Origin of the sequence: Burkholderia latens (assembly GCF_902499045.1) — a bacterium.
GTDB lineage: Bacteria > Pseudomonadota > Gammaproteobacteria > Burkholderiales > Burkholderiaceae > Burkholderia > Burkholderia latens.
On sequence record NZ_CABVPL010000037.1, the window covers coordinates 1 to 19,754 of the forward strand.

At 65.2% G+C, this 19,754-nt stretch carries 17 protein-coding genes; 13 read left to right on the forward strand and 4 right to left on the reverse strand.

Annotated features, from left to right (window positions below; translation table 11 throughout):
* Positions 1 to 332: 332 nt before the first annotated feature.
* Positions 333 to 1,001, reverse strand: a complete 669-nt coding sequence (gene ribB / locus BSE24067_RS22225; protein WP_151064238.1) for a 3,4-dihydroxy-2-butanone-4-phosphate synthase — start codon at positions 999 to 1,001, stop codon at positions 333 to 335.
* 923 nt (positions 1,002 to 1,924) lie between these two features.
* Here ribB and BSE24067_RS22230 point away from each other — a divergent pair.
* The 13 genes from BSE24067_RS22230 (at position 1,925) to BSE24067_RS22285 (ending at position 15,386) form a co-directional block, all read left to right on the forward strand.
* Positions 1,925 to 3,253, forward strand: coding sequence for an LLM class flavin-dependent oxidoreductase (locus BSE24067_RS22230; protein WP_151064239.1), 1,329 nt, complete (start codon positions 1,925 to 1,927; stop codon positions 3,251 to 3,253).
* Positions 3,254 to 3,306: 53 nt separating this feature from the next.
* Positions 3,307 to 4,311, forward strand: a complete 1,005-nt coding sequence (locus BSE24067_RS22235; protein ID WP_244130521.1) for a flavin reductase — start codon at positions 3,307 to 3,309, stop codon at positions 4,309 to 4,311.
* Positions 4,312 to 4,429: 118 nt separating this feature from the next.
* Complete coding sequence (locus BSE24067_RS22240) at positions 4,430 to 6,052, forward strand: GMC family oxidoreductase (protein ID WP_151064240.1); 1,623 nt, start codon at positions 4,430 to 4,432, stop codon at positions 6,050 to 6,052.
* Between the two features lie 64 nt (positions 6,053 to 6,116).
* Positions 6,117 to 7,088: a glycine betaine ABC transporter substrate-binding protein gene (locus BSE24067_RS22245; protein ID WP_170297448.1), complete on the forward strand. Its 972-nt coding sequence runs from the start codon at positions 6,117 to 6,119 to the stop codon at positions 7,086 to 7,088.
* A gap of 119 nt (positions 7,089 to 7,207) precedes the next feature.
* The gene (locus tag BSE24067_RS22250) at positions 7,208 to 8,251 is read left to right on the forward strand and encodes an ABC transporter permease (protein WP_151064241.1); all 1,044 of its coding nucleotides are present in this window, start codon (positions 7,208 to 7,210) and stop codon (positions 8,249 to 8,251) included.
* Entirely contained in the window at positions 8,248 to 9,336 is a 1,089-nt protein-coding gene (locus BSE24067_RS22255) for a quaternary amine ABC transporter ATP-binding protein (protein WP_151064242.1), read from the forward strand. The genes BSE24067_RS22250 and BSE24067_RS22255 overlap by 4 nt, the downstream gene beginning before the upstream one ends.
* Positions 9,337 to 9,381: 45 nt before the next feature.
* The gene (locus BSE24067_RS22260; protein WP_151064243.1) at positions 9,382 to 10,800 is read left to right on the forward strand and encodes an aldehyde dehydrogenase family protein; all 1,419 of its coding nucleotides are present in this window, start codon (positions 9,382 to 9,384) and stop codon (positions 10,798 to 10,800) included.
* A gap of 71 nt (positions 10,801 to 10,871) precedes the next feature.
* Entirely contained in the window at positions 10,872 to 11,909 is a 1,038-nt protein-coding gene (locus BSE24067_RS22265) for a GlxA family transcriptional regulator (RefSeq protein WP_151064244.1), read from the forward strand.
* 27 nt (positions 11,910 to 11,936) lie between these two features.
* Complete coding sequence (locus tag BSE24067_RS22270) at positions 11,937 to 12,848, forward strand: LysR substrate-binding domain-containing protein (RefSeq protein ID WP_151064245.1); 912 nt, start codon at positions 11,937 to 11,939, stop codon at positions 12,846 to 12,848.
* Positions 12,849 to 13,093: 245 nt separating this feature from the next.
* Positions 13,094 to 14,161, forward strand: coding sequence for a M24 family metallopeptidase (locus BSE24067_RS22275; RefSeq protein ID WP_254600362.1), 1,068 nt, complete (start codon positions 13,094 to 13,096; stop codon positions 14,159 to 14,161).
* Positions 14,103 to 14,408, forward strand: a complete 306-nt coding sequence (locus tag BSE24067_RS32640) for an aminopeptidase P family protein (RefSeq protein ID WP_254600363.1) — start codon at positions 14,103 to 14,105, stop codon at positions 14,406 to 14,408. Before BSE24067_RS22275 ends, BSE24067_RS32640 begins: the two co-directional genes overlap by 59 nt.
* A 38-nt stretch (positions 14,409 to 14,446) precedes the next feature.
* Positions 14,447 to 14,713, forward strand: coding sequence for a fumarylacetoacetate hydrolase family protein (locus BSE24067_RS22280; protein WP_151064246.1), 267 nt, complete (start codon positions 14,447 to 14,449; stop codon positions 14,711 to 14,713).
* Positions 14,714 to 15,071: 358 nt separating this feature from the next.
* Positions 15,072 to 15,386: a helicase gene (locus tag BSE24067_RS22285; protein WP_151064247.1), complete on the forward strand. Its 315-nt coding sequence runs from the start codon at positions 15,072 to 15,074 to the stop codon at positions 15,384 to 15,386.
* A gap of 106 nt (positions 15,387 to 15,492) precedes the next feature.
* Here the strand turns inward: BSE24067_RS22285 and BSE24067_RS22290 are convergent, their stop codons facing one another.
* From BSE24067_RS22290 to BSE24067_RS22300, 3 genes are all read right to left on the reverse strand, one after another.
* On the reverse strand, positions 15,493 to 16,686 hold the full coding sequence (locus BSE24067_RS22290) for a porin (protein WP_151064248.1): 1,194 nt from the start codon (positions 16,684 to 16,686) through the stop codon (positions 15,493 to 15,495).
* 152 nt (positions 16,687 to 16,838) lie between these two features.
* The gene (locus tag BSE24067_RS22295; RefSeq protein ID WP_151064249.1) at positions 16,839 to 18,242 is read right to left on the reverse strand and encodes an MFS transporter; all 1,404 of its coding nucleotides are present in this window, start codon (positions 18,240 to 18,242) and stop codon (positions 16,839 to 16,841) included.
* 166 nt (positions 18,243 to 18,408) lie between these two features.
* Entirely contained in the window at positions 18,409 to 19,734 is a 1,326-nt protein-coding gene (locus BSE24067_RS22300) for an FAD-dependent oxidoreductase (protein ID WP_151064250.1), read from the reverse strand.
* Between the last annotated feature and the right edge of the window lie 20 nt (positions 19,735 to 19,754).

Genomic DNA, 19,754 nt, shown 5'->3' on the forward strand with positions numbered 1-19,754 from the left:
TAAAGGATGGAAAGACCGATGAAACATGCGACATCTGTATTTAGCTGGCGCTACGACGTCTGAATCCGGGTATGACATTAGGGTGTGGCAGCCATATCCTAATGTCGTGTTTTTGACTGCTGGCGTGCCGTCCATGCACGTCCGCGGCCGTTACGAACTCCGCCGGCCGCTATCACGTCCGTAGTCGGATCCTCCTACCGGAGGCGACCCGGGGCGCCTTTGATTTCCATGCCTTTTCCGAGTAGGCGCGTTCACGCCTGGCAAGGCCTCGTCTTGCGCCCCCAAATAATTACGACGGAATGGGGTTGTCGGCCGCGACGCTTTGCTTGTATTTATGCGAGAAAAGTACAAGGAATCGTCGAAAAGACGGTTGCGGATTCGTGCCTGACGTTCGTCTTCCTGCTCCGGTATGTGACGAGGTCAGCAATGGAGACGATCGGTAAGCCGTGCAGCCTCGCAAATGCCTGCAGTTCCGGCCTGCGCGCCATGGTTCCATTGTCATTGACCACCTCCGCCAGTACAGCGCCGGGCCTGAGGCCTGCGAGCCGAGCCAGGTCAACCGCGGCCTCTGTGTGTCCCTGCCGATGCAATACACCACCTGGCACCGCACGTAGCGGGAACACATGCCCAGGCCGACTGAAGTCGCCCGCAGTGGCCCGTTCGTCGACCAACGCGCGTATCGTCGCCGCACGGTCGGCGGCAGAGATGCCGGTCGTCGTCCCATGGCGGTAGTCGACGGTTATGGTGTACGCGGTCTTCATCGAATCAGTGTTGCGTTCTACCATCAGAGGAAGCTCGAGTTCGTCAAGGCGCTCACCCGCGAGGGCGACGCAGAGCATACCGCTCGTATATCGCACCATGAACGCGATTGCCTCGGGCGTTGCATGCTCGGCAGCCAAGATGAGATCCCCCTCGTTTTCCCGATCCTCATCGTCTACGACAACGACGATCGAGCCTCGCGCCATCGCTTCACGCGCGTCTTCAATCCGATCCATATTCATTTTGGCATCCTGATATTCAATGCTCCCGGGCTCCGGCTGTCAGTTGACGGAGCCAGATCCTTAAGCGAGTGCGCTGCGTAGACTTGAGGTGGCAAGACGAATCTTGCTTCGTCCACGTGCGGTCGTAAACGCAGAAAAAAAAAGAGCACGTGATAAGGCTGGGTTAACAGGCAACCGAAGTATGGGCGTCGCCCTAAAGTGAGGCTTCGATGCCGAGCCGCGTGCCTGCGCCGCCGGAGCCGTTTCCATCAGCGTGGGGCGGACGGCGCCGAGGAAAAATTGGTATCACGCGAATCGACCAGCCGTGCGTCGTTCGTCTGCGTCGCGAAGGCGACGTTGCCTTTGCCGGTCATGGCCCGCCTGCGACGTGCTACTCGAATGTCCGCGACGCGACACGAGCGGACTCACCGCGGGCAATCGGATTGCACAGGATCGGGACACCGCCGAGCATCTGATGACCACCGATTCCCCCTGCATGAGCGCTCATGAGCACCCCGCGGAGATCGGAGTTTGCATGTAGCAGCGAAGATCTGAAGTCGCTACCGCGTTCGGTCCATACGTTCGCGCAAGGATTACCCCATCAACCTCCGACTTTTTGCACGGAACGCGACGGTGTCCAGCGTGCCGCGGTTCCAGGATCGCCCGAGGCCCGTGCGACGCGACGCCTTTTGGCAAAAGGTCGTGCAGCGAGTTTCCGCTGACCAAATCTCGCAAACCCTAAGTTAAGAAAAACTTTACGTTCCGATATTATTTTCCTGCGTTTACCGGCCATGGCCGCGTCGATATGATCAGTTTCACTTACTGCCGAAGCGCAACTGAAACGGCACGGAGCACGCTGGTGGCCGAGCAGTCCGGCCAACCTACCTGACAGCCGGGGCACACCTCGCGCCTGTCGCGATGGATACGGAAATGCAGAGGATCCGATGAGCAAGAAGCAGATGAAACTTGGCCTGTCGATCAGGTACATGGGATACCACCTCGGCGCGTGGCGCCACCCGGAGCTGCAGGCCGATGCTGCGTCGCAGTTCAATTTGTATCTGGACATCGCGAAGCTCGCTGAGCGCAACAAGTTCGACCTGCTGTTCCTCGCGGATGGCATCGGCGTGCGCTACGACGACGTGCCGAAGGGCTCGCTGTGCCGCTCGAGCCACAACGTCGAGCTCGAGCCGCTCACCCTGCTGTCCGCCCTCGCCAGCCAGACGCGACAGATCGGCCTGGTCGCGACGGCGTCCACCACCTACAACGAGCCGTACCACATCGCACGCAAATACGGTTCACTGGACCAGATCAGCGGCGGGCGCGCCGGCTGGAACGTGGTGACGTCCTGGTCCGAGCAGGAAGCGTGGAATTTCAACCGCGCCAAGCATCTCGACTACGACACCCGTTACGAGCGCGCGGCGGAATTCGTCGACGTGGTGACCGGGCTGTGGGACAGCTGGGACGCCGATGCCTTCGTGCACGACAAGGAATCGAGTGTGTTCTACGACGAGTCGAAGCTGCACGTGCTCGGTCATACGGGCAAGCACTTCTCGGTGCGCGGCCCGCTGAGCGTGCGCCGCTCGCCGCAGGGGCGGCCGATCCTGGTGCAGGCCGGAACCTCCGAGGTCGGCCAGCAGATCGCCGCGAAACACTGCGACATCGTGTTCGCCGCCCAGCAGAGCATGGCAGCCGCGCAGAAATACTACGCGTCGGTCAAGGATCGCCTGCCGGCCCTCGACCGCAGCGAGGACGAACTGCTGATGATGGTCGGCCTGACACCGATCGTCGGCCGCACGCGCGACGAGGCGCAGGAGAAATACGCAATGCTTCAGGAGCTGATCGATCCGCTGGTCGGCCTGTCGATCCTGAAACGCTCGTTCGGCGACCTGTCGCACATGGACCTGGACGGCCCCGTGCCGCCCCCGCCGCTCGAAGACGTCGGACTGCGCAGCAGCGCGAGCATGTACTACGAGACGGCGCAGCGCGAAGGCCTGACGATCCGGCAACTGTACAAGCGAGTCGCGATGTCGCAGGAGCATCTGACCGTGATCGGCACCGCGAACGACGTCGCCGACGCAATGGAAGCCTGGATCGACGGCAAGGCCGCCGACGGTTTCAATATCGCGCCGACCCACCTTCCGCACGCACTGCACGACTTCGCCGATCAGGTGCTGCCCGAACTGCGCCGGCGTGGACGGTTCCGTACGGAATACGAAGGAACCACGTTGCGCCAGAACCTCGGGTTGCCGGAACCGCGCAGCCTCTATGCCTGACATGCAGGGAACGCCGGATTTCGTGAAACTCTCTTGAGACTGTCAAACCGATCATGCGCATCTCCGAATCTTCCACGCAGCGCGCGCGCGTGCCGATCGAACAGGGCAACCCTGCCGACGATCCGCGCCTGTTCCGCCGCGGCCTGAGCCAGTACGGCACCGGCATCGCCATCGTCACGACCGCGGACGGCGAGCGCCGGTCGGCGGTCACCGTCAACTCGTTCTCATCGCTGTCACTGGATCCGCCGCTGCTGCTGTGGTCGATCGACCGGAAATCGCGCAGCTTCCCGGTATTCTCGAACTGCGAGCATTTCGCGGTCAACATCCTGTCATCTGAACAGATCGAGTTGTCGCGCCATTTCTCCAGCAAGATCGAGGACAAGTTCGCGGACGTGGCGTGGCACCCGGACCCGTTCGGCTCGCCGCTGCTGGACGGCTGCCTCGCCCATTTCGAATGCGACGTGCACGCCCGCCACGACGGCGGCGACCACCTGCTGCTGATCGGCCGGGTCACGCGGCTCACACGCTTCGAAGGCGTGCCGCTCATCTTCAGTCAGGGTCAGTACTGCATCGCCAGCGAGCCGCCGGAGGTGCCGGGCGATTCGGCCGAAATCGCCAACGCGGGCACTGGGCCGTCCGGCAACAACCTGCTGCAACTCATCTTCGACACGCACCATGCGCTGTCCGAAGCTTTCGATGAACATCGCCGCGCCGAAGGCGTGAGCATCGCGGTGGCACGCGTGCTGGCCAGTGTTCACGCGAGCCCCGGCATCAAGGTGGGCGACGTCGCCCGCCAGACCTATCTCGGCCAGCGCGACGTCGAGGACGCCGTGACCTGGCTGACCCAGAAGGCGCTGTTGATCCGCGCCGCCGACGGCGGCGTACGGCTGACCGACGCGGGGCTGGCCTTGCGCCAGTCGATCCGCGCGCGCTGGATCGCGTTCGAGGATGCGCAGCTCGACGGCGTGTCGGCCGGCGATATCGCCGTGCTGATGCGCACGCTGACGCGGCTGGTGGAACGCACGCGCGGCCAGCCGGCTGCCGCGCGCCAGGCGTGACGCGCCGGGCGCGGACGGGCATCCCCCGCCCGCGCACGCGGCCAGGCACGCGTCTTCCGGTTTTCGGTCCGCCGCGCGATTGCCAGGCACCCGTACAGGTTGGAGAGGGCACGAAACAATGAGCTGGGATTTCATCATCATCGGTGCAGGGTCGGCGGGATGCGTACTGGCGAATCGCCTCAGTGCGGATCCTCGCCACAGGGTGCTGCTGCTGGAGGCTGGCGGCAGCGACAACCGCTTTGCCATCAAGATTCCGGCCCTGGCGATGAAGGCCATGAACGATCCGGAAACCGACTGGATGTTTCCGACCGAGCCCGACCCCACGCGCAACGATCGCACCGAGATCGTGCCGCGCGGCAAGGTGCTCGGCGGGTCGAGCTCGATCAATGCGACCTGGTACGTGCGCGGCAATCGCGGCGACTACGATCATTGGGCCGCGCTCGGCAATACCGGCTGGTCGTACGACGAACTGCTGCCTTACTTCCGCAAGGTGGAATGCAATCGGGACGGCGTCAGCAACACCTACGGAACGGCCGGCGCGATCGTGATCAGCGAGATCCGCGGCGTGCCGCCTCTCACGCGTGTATTCCTCGACGCGATGGAAGAACTCGGCTACCCGAAGAACGTCGACTTCAATGCCGAGCCGACCGAGGGCGTGGCCATCCTGCACTCGACCCAGCATCGTGGCCTGCGCTGGAGCGCGGCGCGAGGCTATCTCGATCCGGCCAGGCGCCGCCCCAATCTGTGCGTGCTGACCGGCGCGCTGGTGCGGCGCGTGCTGATCGAGAACCGCACGGCGGTCGGCGTCGAATTCGATCTCGGCGGCGCGCGCCGCGTAGAACGCTGTCGCGGCGAGGTCATCGTCAGCGCGAGCGCCATCAATTCGCCGAAGATCCTGATGCATTCGGGCGTCGGCCCGGCTGACCAGCTGAACTTGGCCGGCATTCCGGTGATCGTCGAGAACCGCGCGGTGGGCCGCAATCTGCAGGAGCATCCGGCCTGCCAGGTCAAGGCCTATGTAAACGTGCGCACCGCCAACCAGGAATTCAACGCGCTCGGCATGCTCAAGTACGGCACGCGCTTCCTGCTGTCGCGCTCCGGCCAAGCCACCTTTTCGTACAGCGGCGTCGGCCTGATCCGCACGCGGCCCGAGCTCGCCTATCCCGACATCCAGTATCACTTCGGCGCGTTTTCCTCGAGCTACACCGACCAAGGCATCCGCATGGAGCCCGAGGCCGCGATCAACCTGCAGCCCAACGTGAACAATTCGCGCAGCCGAGGCGAGGTGAAACTGAAATCGTCGGATCCGCTCGCGCCGCCGAGCATCCAGTTCAACATGCTCGCCGACGCCTACGATCGCGAAACGCTGATCGCCGGGGCCCGCATCGCACGCGCGGCGCTGCGCTCGCGCGCGTTCGCGCCCTATGTGACCGGCGAGTGCAAGCCCGGTGACGACGTGCAGACGGACGACGAATGGCTCGCCTACTTGCGCGAGAACGCCGGCGGCAGCTTCCACCCGTGCGGCACTTGCAAGATGGGGATCGATGCCGATGCGGTGGTCACGCCGGAGCTGAAAGTGATCGGCGTGGACCGCCTGCGCGTGGTCGATTCCTCGATCATCCCGCAGATTCCGAGCGGCAATCTCAATGCTATCAGCCTCGTGATCGGCGAGAAGGGCGCCGACATGATTCTCGCCGCACATCGAGCCGCAACGGCTGTCGACGCCGTGCAGCAGACGTAAGGAGGCTCGAGCCTCGTTGTTTTGCCGTTCCTGTCCACTCAGCCTTTGTTGGAGATTCAGTGTCATGAAATCACGACTCGCAATTCTCGCTGCAGCCCTCCTGATCGGCCCGATCGCCACCCCTGCCATGGCGGCGGAATGCGGCTCGGTGACGATCACGGAAATGAACTGGTCATCCGCCGCCATCGTCACGGCCGTGTCGAGCTTCCTGATGGAACAGGGCTACGGCTGCAAGGTGCAGAAGGTGCCGACCTCGACGGTGCCGGCGCTGACCTCGCTGTCCGAAACCGGCAAGCCCGACATCCTCACCGAAGTCTGGCCGGCGGTGGCCGACGTGTATTACACGCTGGAAAAGCAGGGAAAGATCGTGTCGCTCGCCAACGTGATCGCCGACGGCGGCCAGGATGGGTGGTGGGTGCCCAAGTATCTGGTGGACCAGCATCCTGAACTGAAGACCCTCGACGGCATCCTTGCGCATCCGGAACTGGTCGGCGGCCAGTTCGACAACGGCCCGCCCGGCTGGGGCTCGACGGTATCGAACAACAACCTGATCAAGGCCTTCGAACTGGAGAAACACGGCATCAAGGTGGTCAGCTTCGGCTCCGGCGAAACGCTCGCGGCCTCGCTGGCGGCCGCCTACAAGGACAAGAAGCCGTGGTTCGGCTACTACTGGGCGCCGACCGCGCTGCTCGGCAAGTATCCGATGGTCAGCGTGGACATGGGCCCCGTGGTACCGGCCATCGCCAAGTGCAACGCGCGCCTGGACTGCCCGACGCCGGGAAAGACGGGCTGGCCTCGTGCCCCCGTGCTGACCACCATGTCGAAGCCGTTCCGCGACGCGCATCCGGACATCGCGGCCCTGATGAGCCGCGTGTCGTTCTCGAATACGCTGATGAGCCAGCTGCTGTCCTGGCAGGAGACGAACAAGGCCACGGCCGATGAAACCGCCGCCTATTTTTTGACGCACTATAAAGACCAGTGGAAGGGTTGGGTGTCGCCCGCCGCGCTGGCCAAGGTCAGCTCCGTCATCAAGTAAGGCACCCCATCGGCTCCGGGCAGGCAGGCGTACCCGGAGGCCGATGCATCGTTTTCGCGCCCTGCCCGAACGCAATGCATCCATGACCCGAGCGGCCCCGGACGCGAGGACTGACATCCATGAACATCGATAACGCATTTTTTGACTCGATCGGCCTGCGGCCATGGTGCGATGCCCATGCCCAGTCGGGGCCGGTCTCCCTCGCGCAGTTGCTGTCGAAGTCCGCCGCTTCGTCGTCGAACCAGGGCAGCGGATGGAACTTCCCGTTTCCGTCGCTCGACGCGCTGAATGCGGACTGCGCGGCCATCCCCCGCACCCGCGACCTGACCACCGGCATCGAGCAGGGCTTCCTGCACATCCGCCACGGCCTGAAGCTGGTACTGGACCCGCTCACCCAGCCGTTGTCGTGGATGCTGCAGCTCTCGCTGCACATGGTCGAGATCGTGCCGTGGTGGCTGGCCACGCTGGCGCTGCTGGCCATCACGTACGGCCTGTCGCGTTCGAAGAAGGTGACCGCGATGACGGCCGCCCTGCTCTTCTGCCTCGGGCTGGTCGACTATCTGCACTACGCACTGCAGACCACGGCGATCGTGTTGACCTGCACGCTGATCTGCGTCGTGCTGGGCATCCCGGCAGGTATCGCGATGTCGAAGAGCGACCGCCTCAAGAGCAGCATGCTGCCGGTGCTCGACATGCTGCAGACGCTGCCTTCGTTCGTCTATCTGATCCCGCTGATCTTCCTGTTCAGCGTGACCGACCCGAAGCTTTACGGAATCGCGATCATCCTCTACGCGATCGTGCCGATGATCCGGCTCACCGATCTCGGCATCCGCCAGGTGGACGGCACTGTCGGCGAGGCGGCCTCCGCGTTCGGCATGAGCTGGCTTCAGAAGCTGGTGGGCGTGGAGCTGCCACTGGCGCTACCCAGCATCATGGCCGGCGTGAACCAGACCATCATGATGTCGCTGTCGATGGTCGTGATCGCCTCGCTGGTATCGGCGCCGGGACTCGGCGTGCTGGTGCTGCGCGGCATCAACAATCTTGAGCTCGGCGTGGGTCTGCTGGCCGGGCTGTCGATCGTGCTGCTCGCGATCCTGTTCGATCGCGTCACCAAGGTATCGATGTCGCGTCTCGCCGTCCACAAACAAGGAGGCCAGCAGTGAGCCAGGACATCAAGATCGCCGTGCGCCAGTGCTACAAGGTGTTTGGCCCCGAGGCCAAGTCGATGATGCCGCTCGTGATGAACGGTATCAGCAAGGCAGAACTGCTCGACAAGCATGGCCACGTGATCGGACTGCACGACATCAACGTCGACATGCGTGCCGGTGCGATCACGGTAGTGATGGGCCTGTCGGGCTCAGGCAAGTCGACGCTGATCCGCCATCTCAACGGCCTGATCGTGCCGACCGCCGGCGAGATCCTCGTGGACGGGCGCGACATCACCCGGCTGTCAGGGCGCGCATTGCTGGAGTTCCGCCGCTTGAACGTGTCGATGGTGTTCCAGAACTTCGCGCTGATGCCGCACCTGACCGTGCTCGACAACGTCGGCCTCGCGAAAAAGGTATGCGGCCAGGCCAGGCCGGCCGTGCAGCAGGAGGCACGTCGATGGATCGCGCGCCTTGGCCTGTCGGGCTTCGAAGGCCGCTACCCGCACCAGCTGTCGGGCGGCATGCAGCAACGGGTCGGGATCGCGCGGGCGCTGACTTCGGACGCCGAGGTGCTGCTGATGGACGAGGCGTTCTCGGCGCTCGACCCGCTGACCCGTGCCGACATGCAGGACCTGCTGATCGAGCTGCAGCGGGAATTGAACAAGACCATCGTGTTCATCACGCACGATCTCGAGGAGGCGCTCAAGATCGCCGATCACATCGTGATCCTCAAGGACGGCAAGGTCGTGCAGCAAGGCAGCCCGGAAAGTATCGTACTGCAGCCGAAGGACGACTACATCCAGCGATTCGTCAACGACATCAACCGCGCGCGCGTGCTGAAGGTGGGCTCGGTGATGAGGCCGTCGGCATCCGAGTTGTACCGGGCCGGCGACACGCTCGACGAAGGCGACACGCTCGAGGCCGCGCTGGCGAAGTCGCAAGGCGATCTCGACCGGAGCTTCGCGGTGACCCGCGGCGGCGCGGTAGTCGGTCAGTGCGCGATGCGCGACGTGGTGCGAGCCATCGTGCCGCCGCAGGTGCGCGGACAACTGCAACCGAGCGTGCCCGAGACCGCCGGCCTTCCGACCACGGCGGCCTGAACCCGCGCGCGCCGCTTCCCGTTGCCACTCAATTCAAGGACTATCGTGCGATACCTCGACCACTTCTACATCGACGGCCAATTCGTTCCCGCCACGCATCCGGCGCGGCGCGCCGTGATCAATCCGGCGACCCTGGCGCCCGTCGGCGAGATCGCGATGGGCACGCGCGAGGACGTGAACGCCGCCGTCGCGGCGGCCAGACGCCGGTTCCCGTCATTCTCCACCTCGTCGGTCAGTACGCGACTCGCCATGCTCCGGCGTATCGAAACGCTGTTCATCGAGCGCAGCGAGGAGTTCGCGCGGCGCATGACGCTCGAAATGGGCACGCCGATCAGCTTCTCGCGGCAGGCGCAAGTGGCGGGCTCGCTGGCGCATATCCAGAACGGCATCGAGATCCTCGAGCGATTCGAGTTCGAAAAGACGCGCGGCAGGACCACCCTCGTAATGGAACCCGTGGGCGTGTGCGGCCTGATCACGCCGTGGAATTTCCCGATATTGCAGATCGTCACGAAGCTGATCCCGGCACTCGCGGTGGGCTGCACCGTCGTGCTCAAGCCCAGCGAATACTCGCCGCTGAGCGCGCTCTACCTGGCCGAGCTGCTGCACGACGCCGACCTGCCCCCCGGCGCGTTCAACCTCGTCAACGGCGACGGCGCCACCGTCGGTGCCGCGATCGCCGAGCACCCGGATCTGGAAATGGTGTCCTTCACCGGCTCGACCCGTGCCGGCATCCAGGTGGCCCGGGCCGCGGCCGACACAGTGAAGCGCGTCCACCAGGAGCTGGGCGGCAACTCGGCCAACCTGATCCTGCCCGGTGCCGACATCGACACGGCGGTGGCCGCCGGCGTGCGCGCCGCGTATCGCAACGCCGGGCAGTCGTGCACGGCGCCGGGGCGCATGCTGATACACCGGCCGCAATACGAACAAGCGGTGGCGCGCGCCAAGGCTACCGCCGAAACGCTGCGTTGCGGCGACGTGTTCGACGAGGGCACCACGCTCGGGCCGGTGGTCAACCAGATCCAGTTCGAGCGGGCACGCGCGCTACTCGCGTCGGCCGAGCAGGAAGGCGCCATCGTCGTGACGGGCGGCCTCGGCCTGCCGGCCGGCGTCGACACCGGCTATTTCATCGCGCCGACGGTCGTGGCGCAGGTCACGCCGGACATGCGCATCGCCAGGGAAGAAATCTTCGCGCCGATCGTATCGCTGATCGCCTACGACACCGTCGACGAGGCGATCGAGATCGCCAACGATACCCCCTACGGGTTGGCCGCTTATGTGCAAGGCGATGCGACGGCGGCCTCGGAGGCTGCCGCGCGGCTGCGCGTGGGCCAGGTGGAAATCAACACGCCGCCCTGGGATTCGTGCGCCCCGTTCGGCGGCTTCAAGCAGTCCGGCAACGGCCGGGAATGCGGTGAAGCCGGGTTCGAGGCCTATCTCGAAGTGAAGGCCGTGATTCGGCCGTAGCCGCGCGTCCCGTTACCCACCGGATACCGTCCGATCATGCCGCCCTGCTCCCGCTCGCACCGCAAGCGCCGGTGCCGGCCGACAAAACGCTGGCGAGGATCGCCGGCGCCTCGCATTTCGTGTTTCTGCTGGTGCCGAATTTCAGCATGATCGCGTTCGTTAACGCGCTCGAAGTATTGCGGACCGCGAACCAGTTAAGCGGCAGGCCCCTGTACCGCTGGTCCCTGATCAGCGTGGACGGGCAGCCCGTACAGGCGAGCAACGGCCTGATGCTGTCAGCCGATGCGCCGGAAACGCCCGGCCCGGCCGATATCGTGTTCGTCTGCGCCGGCAACGAGGTGCAGCGCGCCACCACGCCGGCACATCTGCAACGGGTGCGCCAGTTCGCGCATGCCGGTGCGCTGCTCGGCAGTATCTGCACCGGCACGTACGTGCTGGCCAAGGCCGGCCTGCTGGCCGGCCACACCTGCGTGATCCACTGGGAATACCTGCACGCGCAAGCCGAAAGCTTCATCGACGTCACGTTCGAGCGCAGTATCTTCCGCATCGACCGCGATCGCATCACCTGCGCGGGCGGCGTGGCGCCGCTCGAGATGATGCTGTACGTCGTCGGCCTGTCGACGGGCGATGCGTTCGTGCAGCGCATCGCGAGCTATCTGGCGGTGGACCGGGTTCGGCATCCCGGCGCGCTGCAACCGGCCGCCGGCTACGGCTCCACCAGCCGGCTGCTCGCCGGCGTGCTTCAATTGATGGAAGCGCACATCGAGACGCCCCTATCGCTCGTGGCGTTGGCGCAGCGTGCCGGCGTGCGCGAGCGCAGGCTGCTGCGCCTGTTCAGGTCGGCGGTGGGGCAGCCGGTGATGCAGCACTATCGGCTGTTACGCCTGCGTCGGGCTCGCCAGTTCCTGCAGCAAAGCGCCATGTTGCTGACCGATATTGCGGTAGCGTGTGGATTCCAGTCGCTTTCGGCGTTCACTTCCGCCTACCGCAAGACCTTCGGCCTGACACCCGGCCAGGAGCGCCGACAGGCACAAATCCGCGCCTTCTGCGGCGACGCGCGCGAGCACGCTGCCGAGCGGCACGATACAGTCGTGCCAATGCGTCGCTAAGCCGCGTGTGGACAGGAGACCTGATACATGAGTTCATTGAAAGCGACGCTGCCGCCACCGAACAGCTTGATCGTGTTCGAGGCAGCCGGCCGTCATCTGAGTTTCTCGCGGGCGGCCGTCGAACTGAACGTGTCGCGCGTGGCGGTCAGCCAGCAGATCCAGGCGCTCGAGAATTTCCTCGGCGTGCAACTGTTCGACCGTGCCGACCGCACCATCCGGTTGACCGACAGCGGAGTGCGGTATCACACGGCCATCTCGTCCGCGCTGCGGCAGGTCGGGCAAGCCACCATCGAGATCAGTTCGCGGCCGGCGAACAACATCGTCACGATCAGCGCGACCGCCGGCTTCGTGACCTACTGGCTGCTGCCGAACTTCGGCAGTTTCCGCGCGCAATACCCCGACATCGAGCTGCGCTTCATTGTGTCGGACCTGCCGTATCTGGGCGAGAAGGACGTGGATCTCGCGGTGACCTACAGTTCCGCGCCGCCCGCCGAGGACTCGATCCTGCTGACCTCGCAGACCATCGCGCCCACCTGCTCGGCCACCTATCTGGTCGACCACGACACGCCGCTCGCTCCCGCCGACCTGCTCGGGCATCCGCTGATCCACCTCGAAGGGCCGTACGATCGCCTCACACGCTGGTCCACCTGGTTTACCAACCATGGCGTCAGCATGGACGGAACCAAGCCGAACATCACCGTCAACACTTATACCAACCTGGTCCAGGCCGCGCTGGACGGGCAAGGCTTCGCGCTGATCGGACCGCCACTGATGAGCCGCTTTCTCGCCAGCCGGCTGCTCGTGCAGCCCATCCGGACCGATCCGGTGCGTTGCCACGGCTTCCATCTGACGGTTGCGCGCAACTCGTCCGGCACTCCGGCCACCGAGGCCGTGGTGTCGTGGGTCAAGGGCTCCTTTGTCCAGCAGATGGCCGCCTGACGCGCCGGCCGCACACGTTCACTTTCCATTAACAGGCGGATATTTTTTCCTTGCGTTTACGCGGGGACGGGCCGCGAACGATACTGGTGCCACGGGGCCGGACGACGTTGGCCCGCCCCGACGAAGGGCGTCGCAAAACCGCGCTCCTATTTATCTGTATCACTAATCAATTCAGATCGAAGTGACGCCACCGATTCCCGGTTTCGCGTCGTCGGTCCCCCTCCCCCTCACTGACAGGTAATCGAATGAACCGCCGCTTCACTGATGACTCGGGTGCATCGAAGGCCGCCGCGAGCGAACGCTGCCAGTTCCGGCAGGACCCGCTCTCGCTAGGACATCGCGCCAGTTCCGTCGACGCCGGGCTGATCGAGGCGTTCGAGGCACTCGACCGCCCCGCGCTGCGCGCCTATCGACTCGAGCGATTGCGTGCGCAACTGAAGCGGCACGACTACGCCGGGATGCTGCTGGCCGACCCGATCAACATCCGTTACGCAACCGACACCAACAGTCTCGGCGTCTGGGTGATGCACTCGCCGAGTCGTTACGTGTTCGTCGCCACGGACGGCCCCGTGATTCTGTTCGACTTCGCCACCAGCCGGCACAACAGCGAAGGTATCGAGACGATCGACGAGATCCGGCCGACCATCCCGTGGAACTTCTTTCTCGCCGGCCCGCGCGTGGACGAGAAAGCACGCGACTGGGCCCGTAGTACCGCGGACGTGGTGCGACAGCACGGCGCCGGCAACCGCCGGCTCGCGCTCGACAAGTGCGACCCATGGGGCGCGGAATGGCTGCGCGCGGAGGGCCTGTCCTTGCACGACGCGCAACCGTTAACCGAGATGGCACGCATGATCAAGGGCCCTCAGGAAATCGAGCAACACCTCATTTCGATGGGCGTGTGTGACCTCGGCGTATCGAGGATGCGCGAGGCATTGCGCCCCGGCATCACCGAGAACCAGCTCTGGAGCGTGTTGCAGGACACCAATACCGCACACGGCGGCGAATGGAGCGAGGCGCGGCTGCTCAGCTCCGGGCCGCGCACCAACCCTTGGTTCCGCGATGCCACGAATCGCGAGATCCTCGCCGGCGATATCGTCGGCTTCGACACCGACATGGTCGGGCCGGGCGGGTATCTCTCCGATATTTCACGCAGCTTCGTGTGTCCCGGCAAGGCGCCTTCCGCCGCGCAACGTACGCTGTTCGGCCGTGCCCGCGATCAGATCGCGCAACAATTGCGCGCTGTTGCGTCCGGGCGTGACCTTTCGCGAGTTCGCCGAGAAAAGCTGGGCGGTACCGTCGCAGTACGTCCATAACCGCTACATGATGATGGTGCACGGCTGCGGGTTGGTGGACGAGTTCCCGAGCGTGGCCTATGCGGTCGACTTCGAGGAATGGGGTTACGACGGGGTGTTCGAGGAGAACATGGTGGTCTCGGTCGAGAGCTTCATTGGCGAAAAGGACGGGATTGAGGGCGTCAAGCTCGAGGAGCAGGTACTGATTACGGCCGAGGGCGCGGTGCCGTTGTCGTCGGTACCGCTGTGCGATCTGCCGGATATTTGAGCGAGAACGTCTGCATCGGACTGAATTAAGACGAGCACATGCGGAAAACCCGCAAGGAGATCACCGAATCGCCTGTGATCTTCACGCGCACCGCAGACTCCCAAGTTGCTCATGGCCGGGACATCTCGCGACCGGCGGAGTCCCGCCGGCTCGGCTACGAGCGCGAAATTGCGGTCATTATTGGCAAGGGCGGGCGCCGTATCTCCGAGGAGAATGCATGGGTCGGGCGTTCATTCGACGCCAAGATATTCCGCCCCGGTGCACACCGCTCTTGTCGACGACCTCCATGGGGTCGCGCAGCATAATCTGCCCTCGGTGGCCAACGCGCCGCCTGGTGACCGCTGCTACCGGCATCAACCAACTCCGGTGCAAGAAATTGGATTCCGCCGCAAACTACAACGGCCAACGCTGCGTGGGTCGCGCTAGCCCAAAAGTCTGGTAGCAAGCAAAACCCCGCCGCCGCGGCATAGCCCTGCAAGTTCCGGTTCAGTCGTGCCGAAAAGCGGCTCACCGTCCTGAGCAAGGTAACGCTTTCGATCCGGTCTTGTTCGAAATCGCCCGTGTGAGCGCCCGCAGCGACCGACGCCATCGCACGGCCATGGTCGATTTTCGGCGGATTCTCGCGTAGCGTTAGAATTTCGCCCCTTCTCATGGGAGACGACAATGTCCTGGTTCGTTTATGAAGTGCCCGAATACCACGAAGACGCCGCGCGCATCGAACCCTTCAGCGACCTGCGTAGTCGTGTGCTGAAACTGGGTGGGCCGGCCATGGCAGACGACCTGGAAAGCGTTCGCGAAAACGCTGCGGCGACGGCGGACACACCCGAGCGCCCGCTGCGTACCCCGGAAAATCCGCAGGTCTTTCCGATTCCTTACGCCGACTCCATGATCCTGGTCGGATTTATCTTCGATCTGAAACGCGAATTCCGGCAACTGGTCGTGTCGCCCGTCGAAATGCCCTGGTTGAAGGACGCGTAACGCGTTGCACCGGCGCGATGTCATGCACGACGATCCGTTTACGGATCGTCGTGATGATGCCGTCCGGTTCGGCAAGGCGCGGCCTCACCGCACGGCATTCGCAATGCTAGAAACGATGCCGCAGCCCCGCAAGCACCGCGATCTGGCTGCTGCGCCCCGCCCCGGCCGGTCCGAAGAAGTTGATCGCGACGGTGCTCGCATCGCCGGCCCGCCGCTGATAGACCATCGACATATGCAGATCGGTGCGCTTCGACAGCAGATACGTGATGCCCGCATCCACCTGATGCCATCTGGGCCGGTCGCCGGTCGCGAACGCGGTCGCACCGCTGCCGGTATACCCATGGCCATCGGTGAAGATGTAGCCGACACCCGCAATCAGCACCGGTGTGAAGTTGTAGCGTCCGTTGATCTCGTAGTTGTCGACGCGCAGGCTTTGACCGCCGCGATAATCGAGCCGCGTGTCGGTGACGACCAGATTCACCGCTGCCGCGCCGAACGAATAGCCGGCGCCCAGTGCCGAAATGCGCTGGCGCTCGACGAAGCCCGCGTTATAGAAGATGCTCGTCGAACCGCTGTACTCGTCGCCGATCGCGCCGTTCGGATTATTTCCCGACGACGCAATCCCCGCCGACGGATTGTTCAGCTGCAGGTAGCTTGCGACCACATGCAGCGGGCCGCGCAGGTAATCCAGGCCGAAGCCGTACGCGCGGTTGTTGCCGAAGCCCTGGCCGGCGCCGCCGCCCGCCTGGTTGCTGAACGCATAGAGCGCGCCGAGCTTCAGTCCCGCAAGCGGACTCGCTTCGTACTTGACGCTGTTGTTCAGCCGAAACGTCTGGAAGCTGTCGTCGACGTCGCCGATGTGCGCGCCGTAGATGCTGCCGAACTGAAGCCACGCCATCAACGGTGCGACGTAGTCGAACGTGTAGTCGTACTGGCGGCCGAGCGTCAGCTTGCCGTACTGCTTGCTCGACAAGCCGACGTACGCCTGCCGCCCGAACAGCCGGCCGCCCTGCGACGACGTGCCGTTCAGTCCGCTGAAGCCCGCTTCGAGCTGGAACACCGCGGAAAGGCCGCCGCCGAGATCCTCGCGTCCGAGGAAGCCGACGCGGTCGCCGCTGCCCCAGCCCGTCGCCATCGACCAGCGCGAGGCGCCCTGCGCCCTGATCGACGACGCGACCGTATTCGTCCACGCGATGCCCGTATCGATGATGCCGTACAGCGTGACCGAGCTTTGCGCGTGGACCGAGAGCGGCGCCGCGAGGGCGCAAGCCGCCGCAGCAGTGCAGACTGCCGTTTTCATTGTGCTTCTCCGGTTTCGAGGTAGTGAGGTGATGCGGATAGAACGCGGCGGGAACGAGCGCCGGGCGCGAACGCGCCGCATGCATCGCTCTCGCGATCATGCGCGACCGCGCGCAGCGGCGCGCCCGCCGGGCCCCGCCGCTGCGGCCGTTCCTAGCGCTCCGCAGCAGGCAGCGGCGCCTCCGCGCTTGCGGGATCGCACTCGGCGAGCCCGTCGTCGTGCGTGTCGCCCGGCCGGTACATGCGACCGAGCATGAACATCAGCACCGCGACGGTGACGACCGGCAGCGCCGCGACCTGGAACAGCTCGCGCACCGGCACATGCGCGGCGAGCAGCATCCCGCCGATCATCGGGCCCGAGATCGAGCCGATCTTCGCGACGCCGATCGCGGTGCCGGTGCCTTTGGAGCGGAAGCTGGTCGGATAGACGATCGATGCGACGGCATTGAGGCCGGCCTGCGTGCCCGCGACGCAAAAGCCGACGCCGAACACCGCGGCCGTGAGCCAAGCGGAGCCGAGGTTCATGCCGAGCGCCGCGACGAGCGGAAAGCCGACGAGCGGCAGACAGGTGACGAGCCGCACGCCGTGGCGGTCGATGAAGCGCATCAGCACCAGGCCGCCGAGCGTGCCGCCGACCGAGAACAGCGTCGTCATCAGCGCGGCGCGGTGCGCGGCGACGCCGGTCGCCTCGATCAGCACCGGCAGCCAGTTCTGCAGGAAGAACAGCGCCATCGAATTCGCGACGTACGCGAGCCACAGCGCGGTCGTCACGTAGCGCAGGCGGCCGGCGAACAGCGTGCGCGGCGAGAACTTCGCGACGCGGCGCTCGTCGGTCACGACGAAGCGCGCATCCGGCGGCAACGCGAGTTCGGGCCGCACGCGCGCGGCGGTCGCTGCTATACCATCGCGGGGCCAGCCCTTCAGCACCTGATAGCGCAGCGACTCCGGCATCACGAACGACAGCGCGGCGGCCACCGCGAGCGGCGCGACCCCGCCGACCACGAATACCGCGGGCCAGCCAAAATGCGGCACGAGCCACACGGCAACGCCGCCGCCGAAACCCGCGCCGAGCGTATAGCCGGTAAACATCAGCGTGACCCAGGTGGCACGCAGCCGCTTCGGCGCGAATTCCGACACGAGCACGAACGCGTTCGGCACCGCGCCGCCGATGCCGATGCCGGCGGCGAAGCGCAGCCACAGCAGGTGATCGACGCTCGACGCGCACGCGGTCACGAGCGTGACGAGCCCGTACCAGAACGCACCGAGCAGGATCGCGCGCTTGCGCCCGATCCGGTCGCCGATATAGCCGAACAGGATCGAGCCGATCATGATGCCGAAGATGTTCGCACCGAACACCGGGCCGAGCACGCTGCGCTCGATGTGCCATGCGCGAATCAGCGAAGGCGCGGCGAACGCCAGCGCACTCAGCTCGTAGCCGTCGGTCAGCATCACGAGCCATGTCGATGCGATCAGCAGGATCGCGAAGCGGCCGATTCTCTGTTCGTCGATCAGACGCGACACGTCCACCGTGCGCGCATCGGGCAAGGATTGAATCATCGTCTCCTCCACAGGTTGCGCGTCCGCGGCCGGGCAAAATCCCGGCGCGTCGCGCGTTCCGTCGTTTCGTCTCTGGCCGGCGCGGCAGCGGGTGCTGGTCGCGAGCCTCCTCATGGAGCGCCCGATGCACCTCTTTAGTATCGCCGCGCCGCCGGCGGGTGTTGCGTCAGCCCTCCAGATGCGGCGGGTCGATCCGATCGACGTTGTCGGCGAGCCGCTCGCGCAGCATGCCGCGATCGATGTCGTGGACGCTGCCGCCATCCGCGAGATCGAACGCGTGCGCGGCCGCGGCGCCCATCGCGATGCACGGACCCATCACCCGCACGCTCGACAGTGCGGTCGCGTCCGCGTCGATGCAGCGGCCGACCGCGAGCAGGTTGTCCGCATCCTTCACGACGAGGCTGCCGAACGGCACGGTATGCAGATGGTCGTCGCCGAACGGCTTCCATTCATAGCCTTCGTCGCGATCGTGCAATTCGATCGGCCACGACGTGCGCGCGACCGCGTCCGGAAACTTCGTGGCGGCGACCACGTCTGTCGAGCGCAACTGCTGGGTGCCGACGATCCAGCGCGTCTGCCGGATGCCGGGCAACCCGTAGCTGCGGATGCGCGCGTTGCGATAGATGTGCGGATACTCGCCGCGCAGGAATTCGAACGCGCGGTCCGCCTGGTCGCGGCCGACGAGCGCGGTGCGCGACGCCGCCATCGGTTCGAGCGGCGTCTCGATGTGCGTCATGTTCGCAATGCCGATGTTGCGGCCACGGAAATAGAACACGAGGCCGTCCTTGCGCTCCAGCCCGTATGCGTGCGCCTTTTCCTCGACGCGCTCGCGAAATGCGGGCGGCGTCGGCAGATCGGTCTCGTCGAGGTTCTCGAGCACGATCATCTGCGTGCCGCGGATCGGCGTTTCCGGCTCCTGGCAGTCGAATCCCGCCAGCCACGTGAGCGCCGCATCGCCGCTCGCGTCGACGAAGCCGTCGGCCGCGATGCGCACGTCGCCGTAGCGTGTCGCGACGTCGAGCTCGCGCACGCGCCGCCCTTCGCGCACCGCGTCGCGCAACACGGCGCCGAGCACGACCGTGACGCCTGCGTCGAGAATCTTCTGCTCGATCCAGCGCGCGAGCGCGACTTCGTCGTACAGCACGACAGTCGTCAGCGGCCCTTCCTTGTAGTGCAGCGCGCCCTTCTCGCCGAGGTCGCGCAAGATGCCGTCCGCGATGCCGTGCGTCACCTGGAAGCGCTTCGGCCCGTTCGAGAACAGCCCGCAGAACGTGCCGATGATCGAGTTGACCGCCTGACCGCCGAGCGCGGGCAGGCTGTCCACCAGCACGACCTTGCGGCCCAGCGCGGCCGCTTCGAGCGCGGCCGAGGTGCCGGCGATGCCCGCGCCGACGATGCACACGTCGGCGTCGAGTTTCCAGCCCGTCGGCCGGCCGTCGCGGCGGACGATACGAGTACCAGTCTTCAAAACATTTTCTCCTTGAAAAACCATGGCGATGCCGCGCGAGCGAG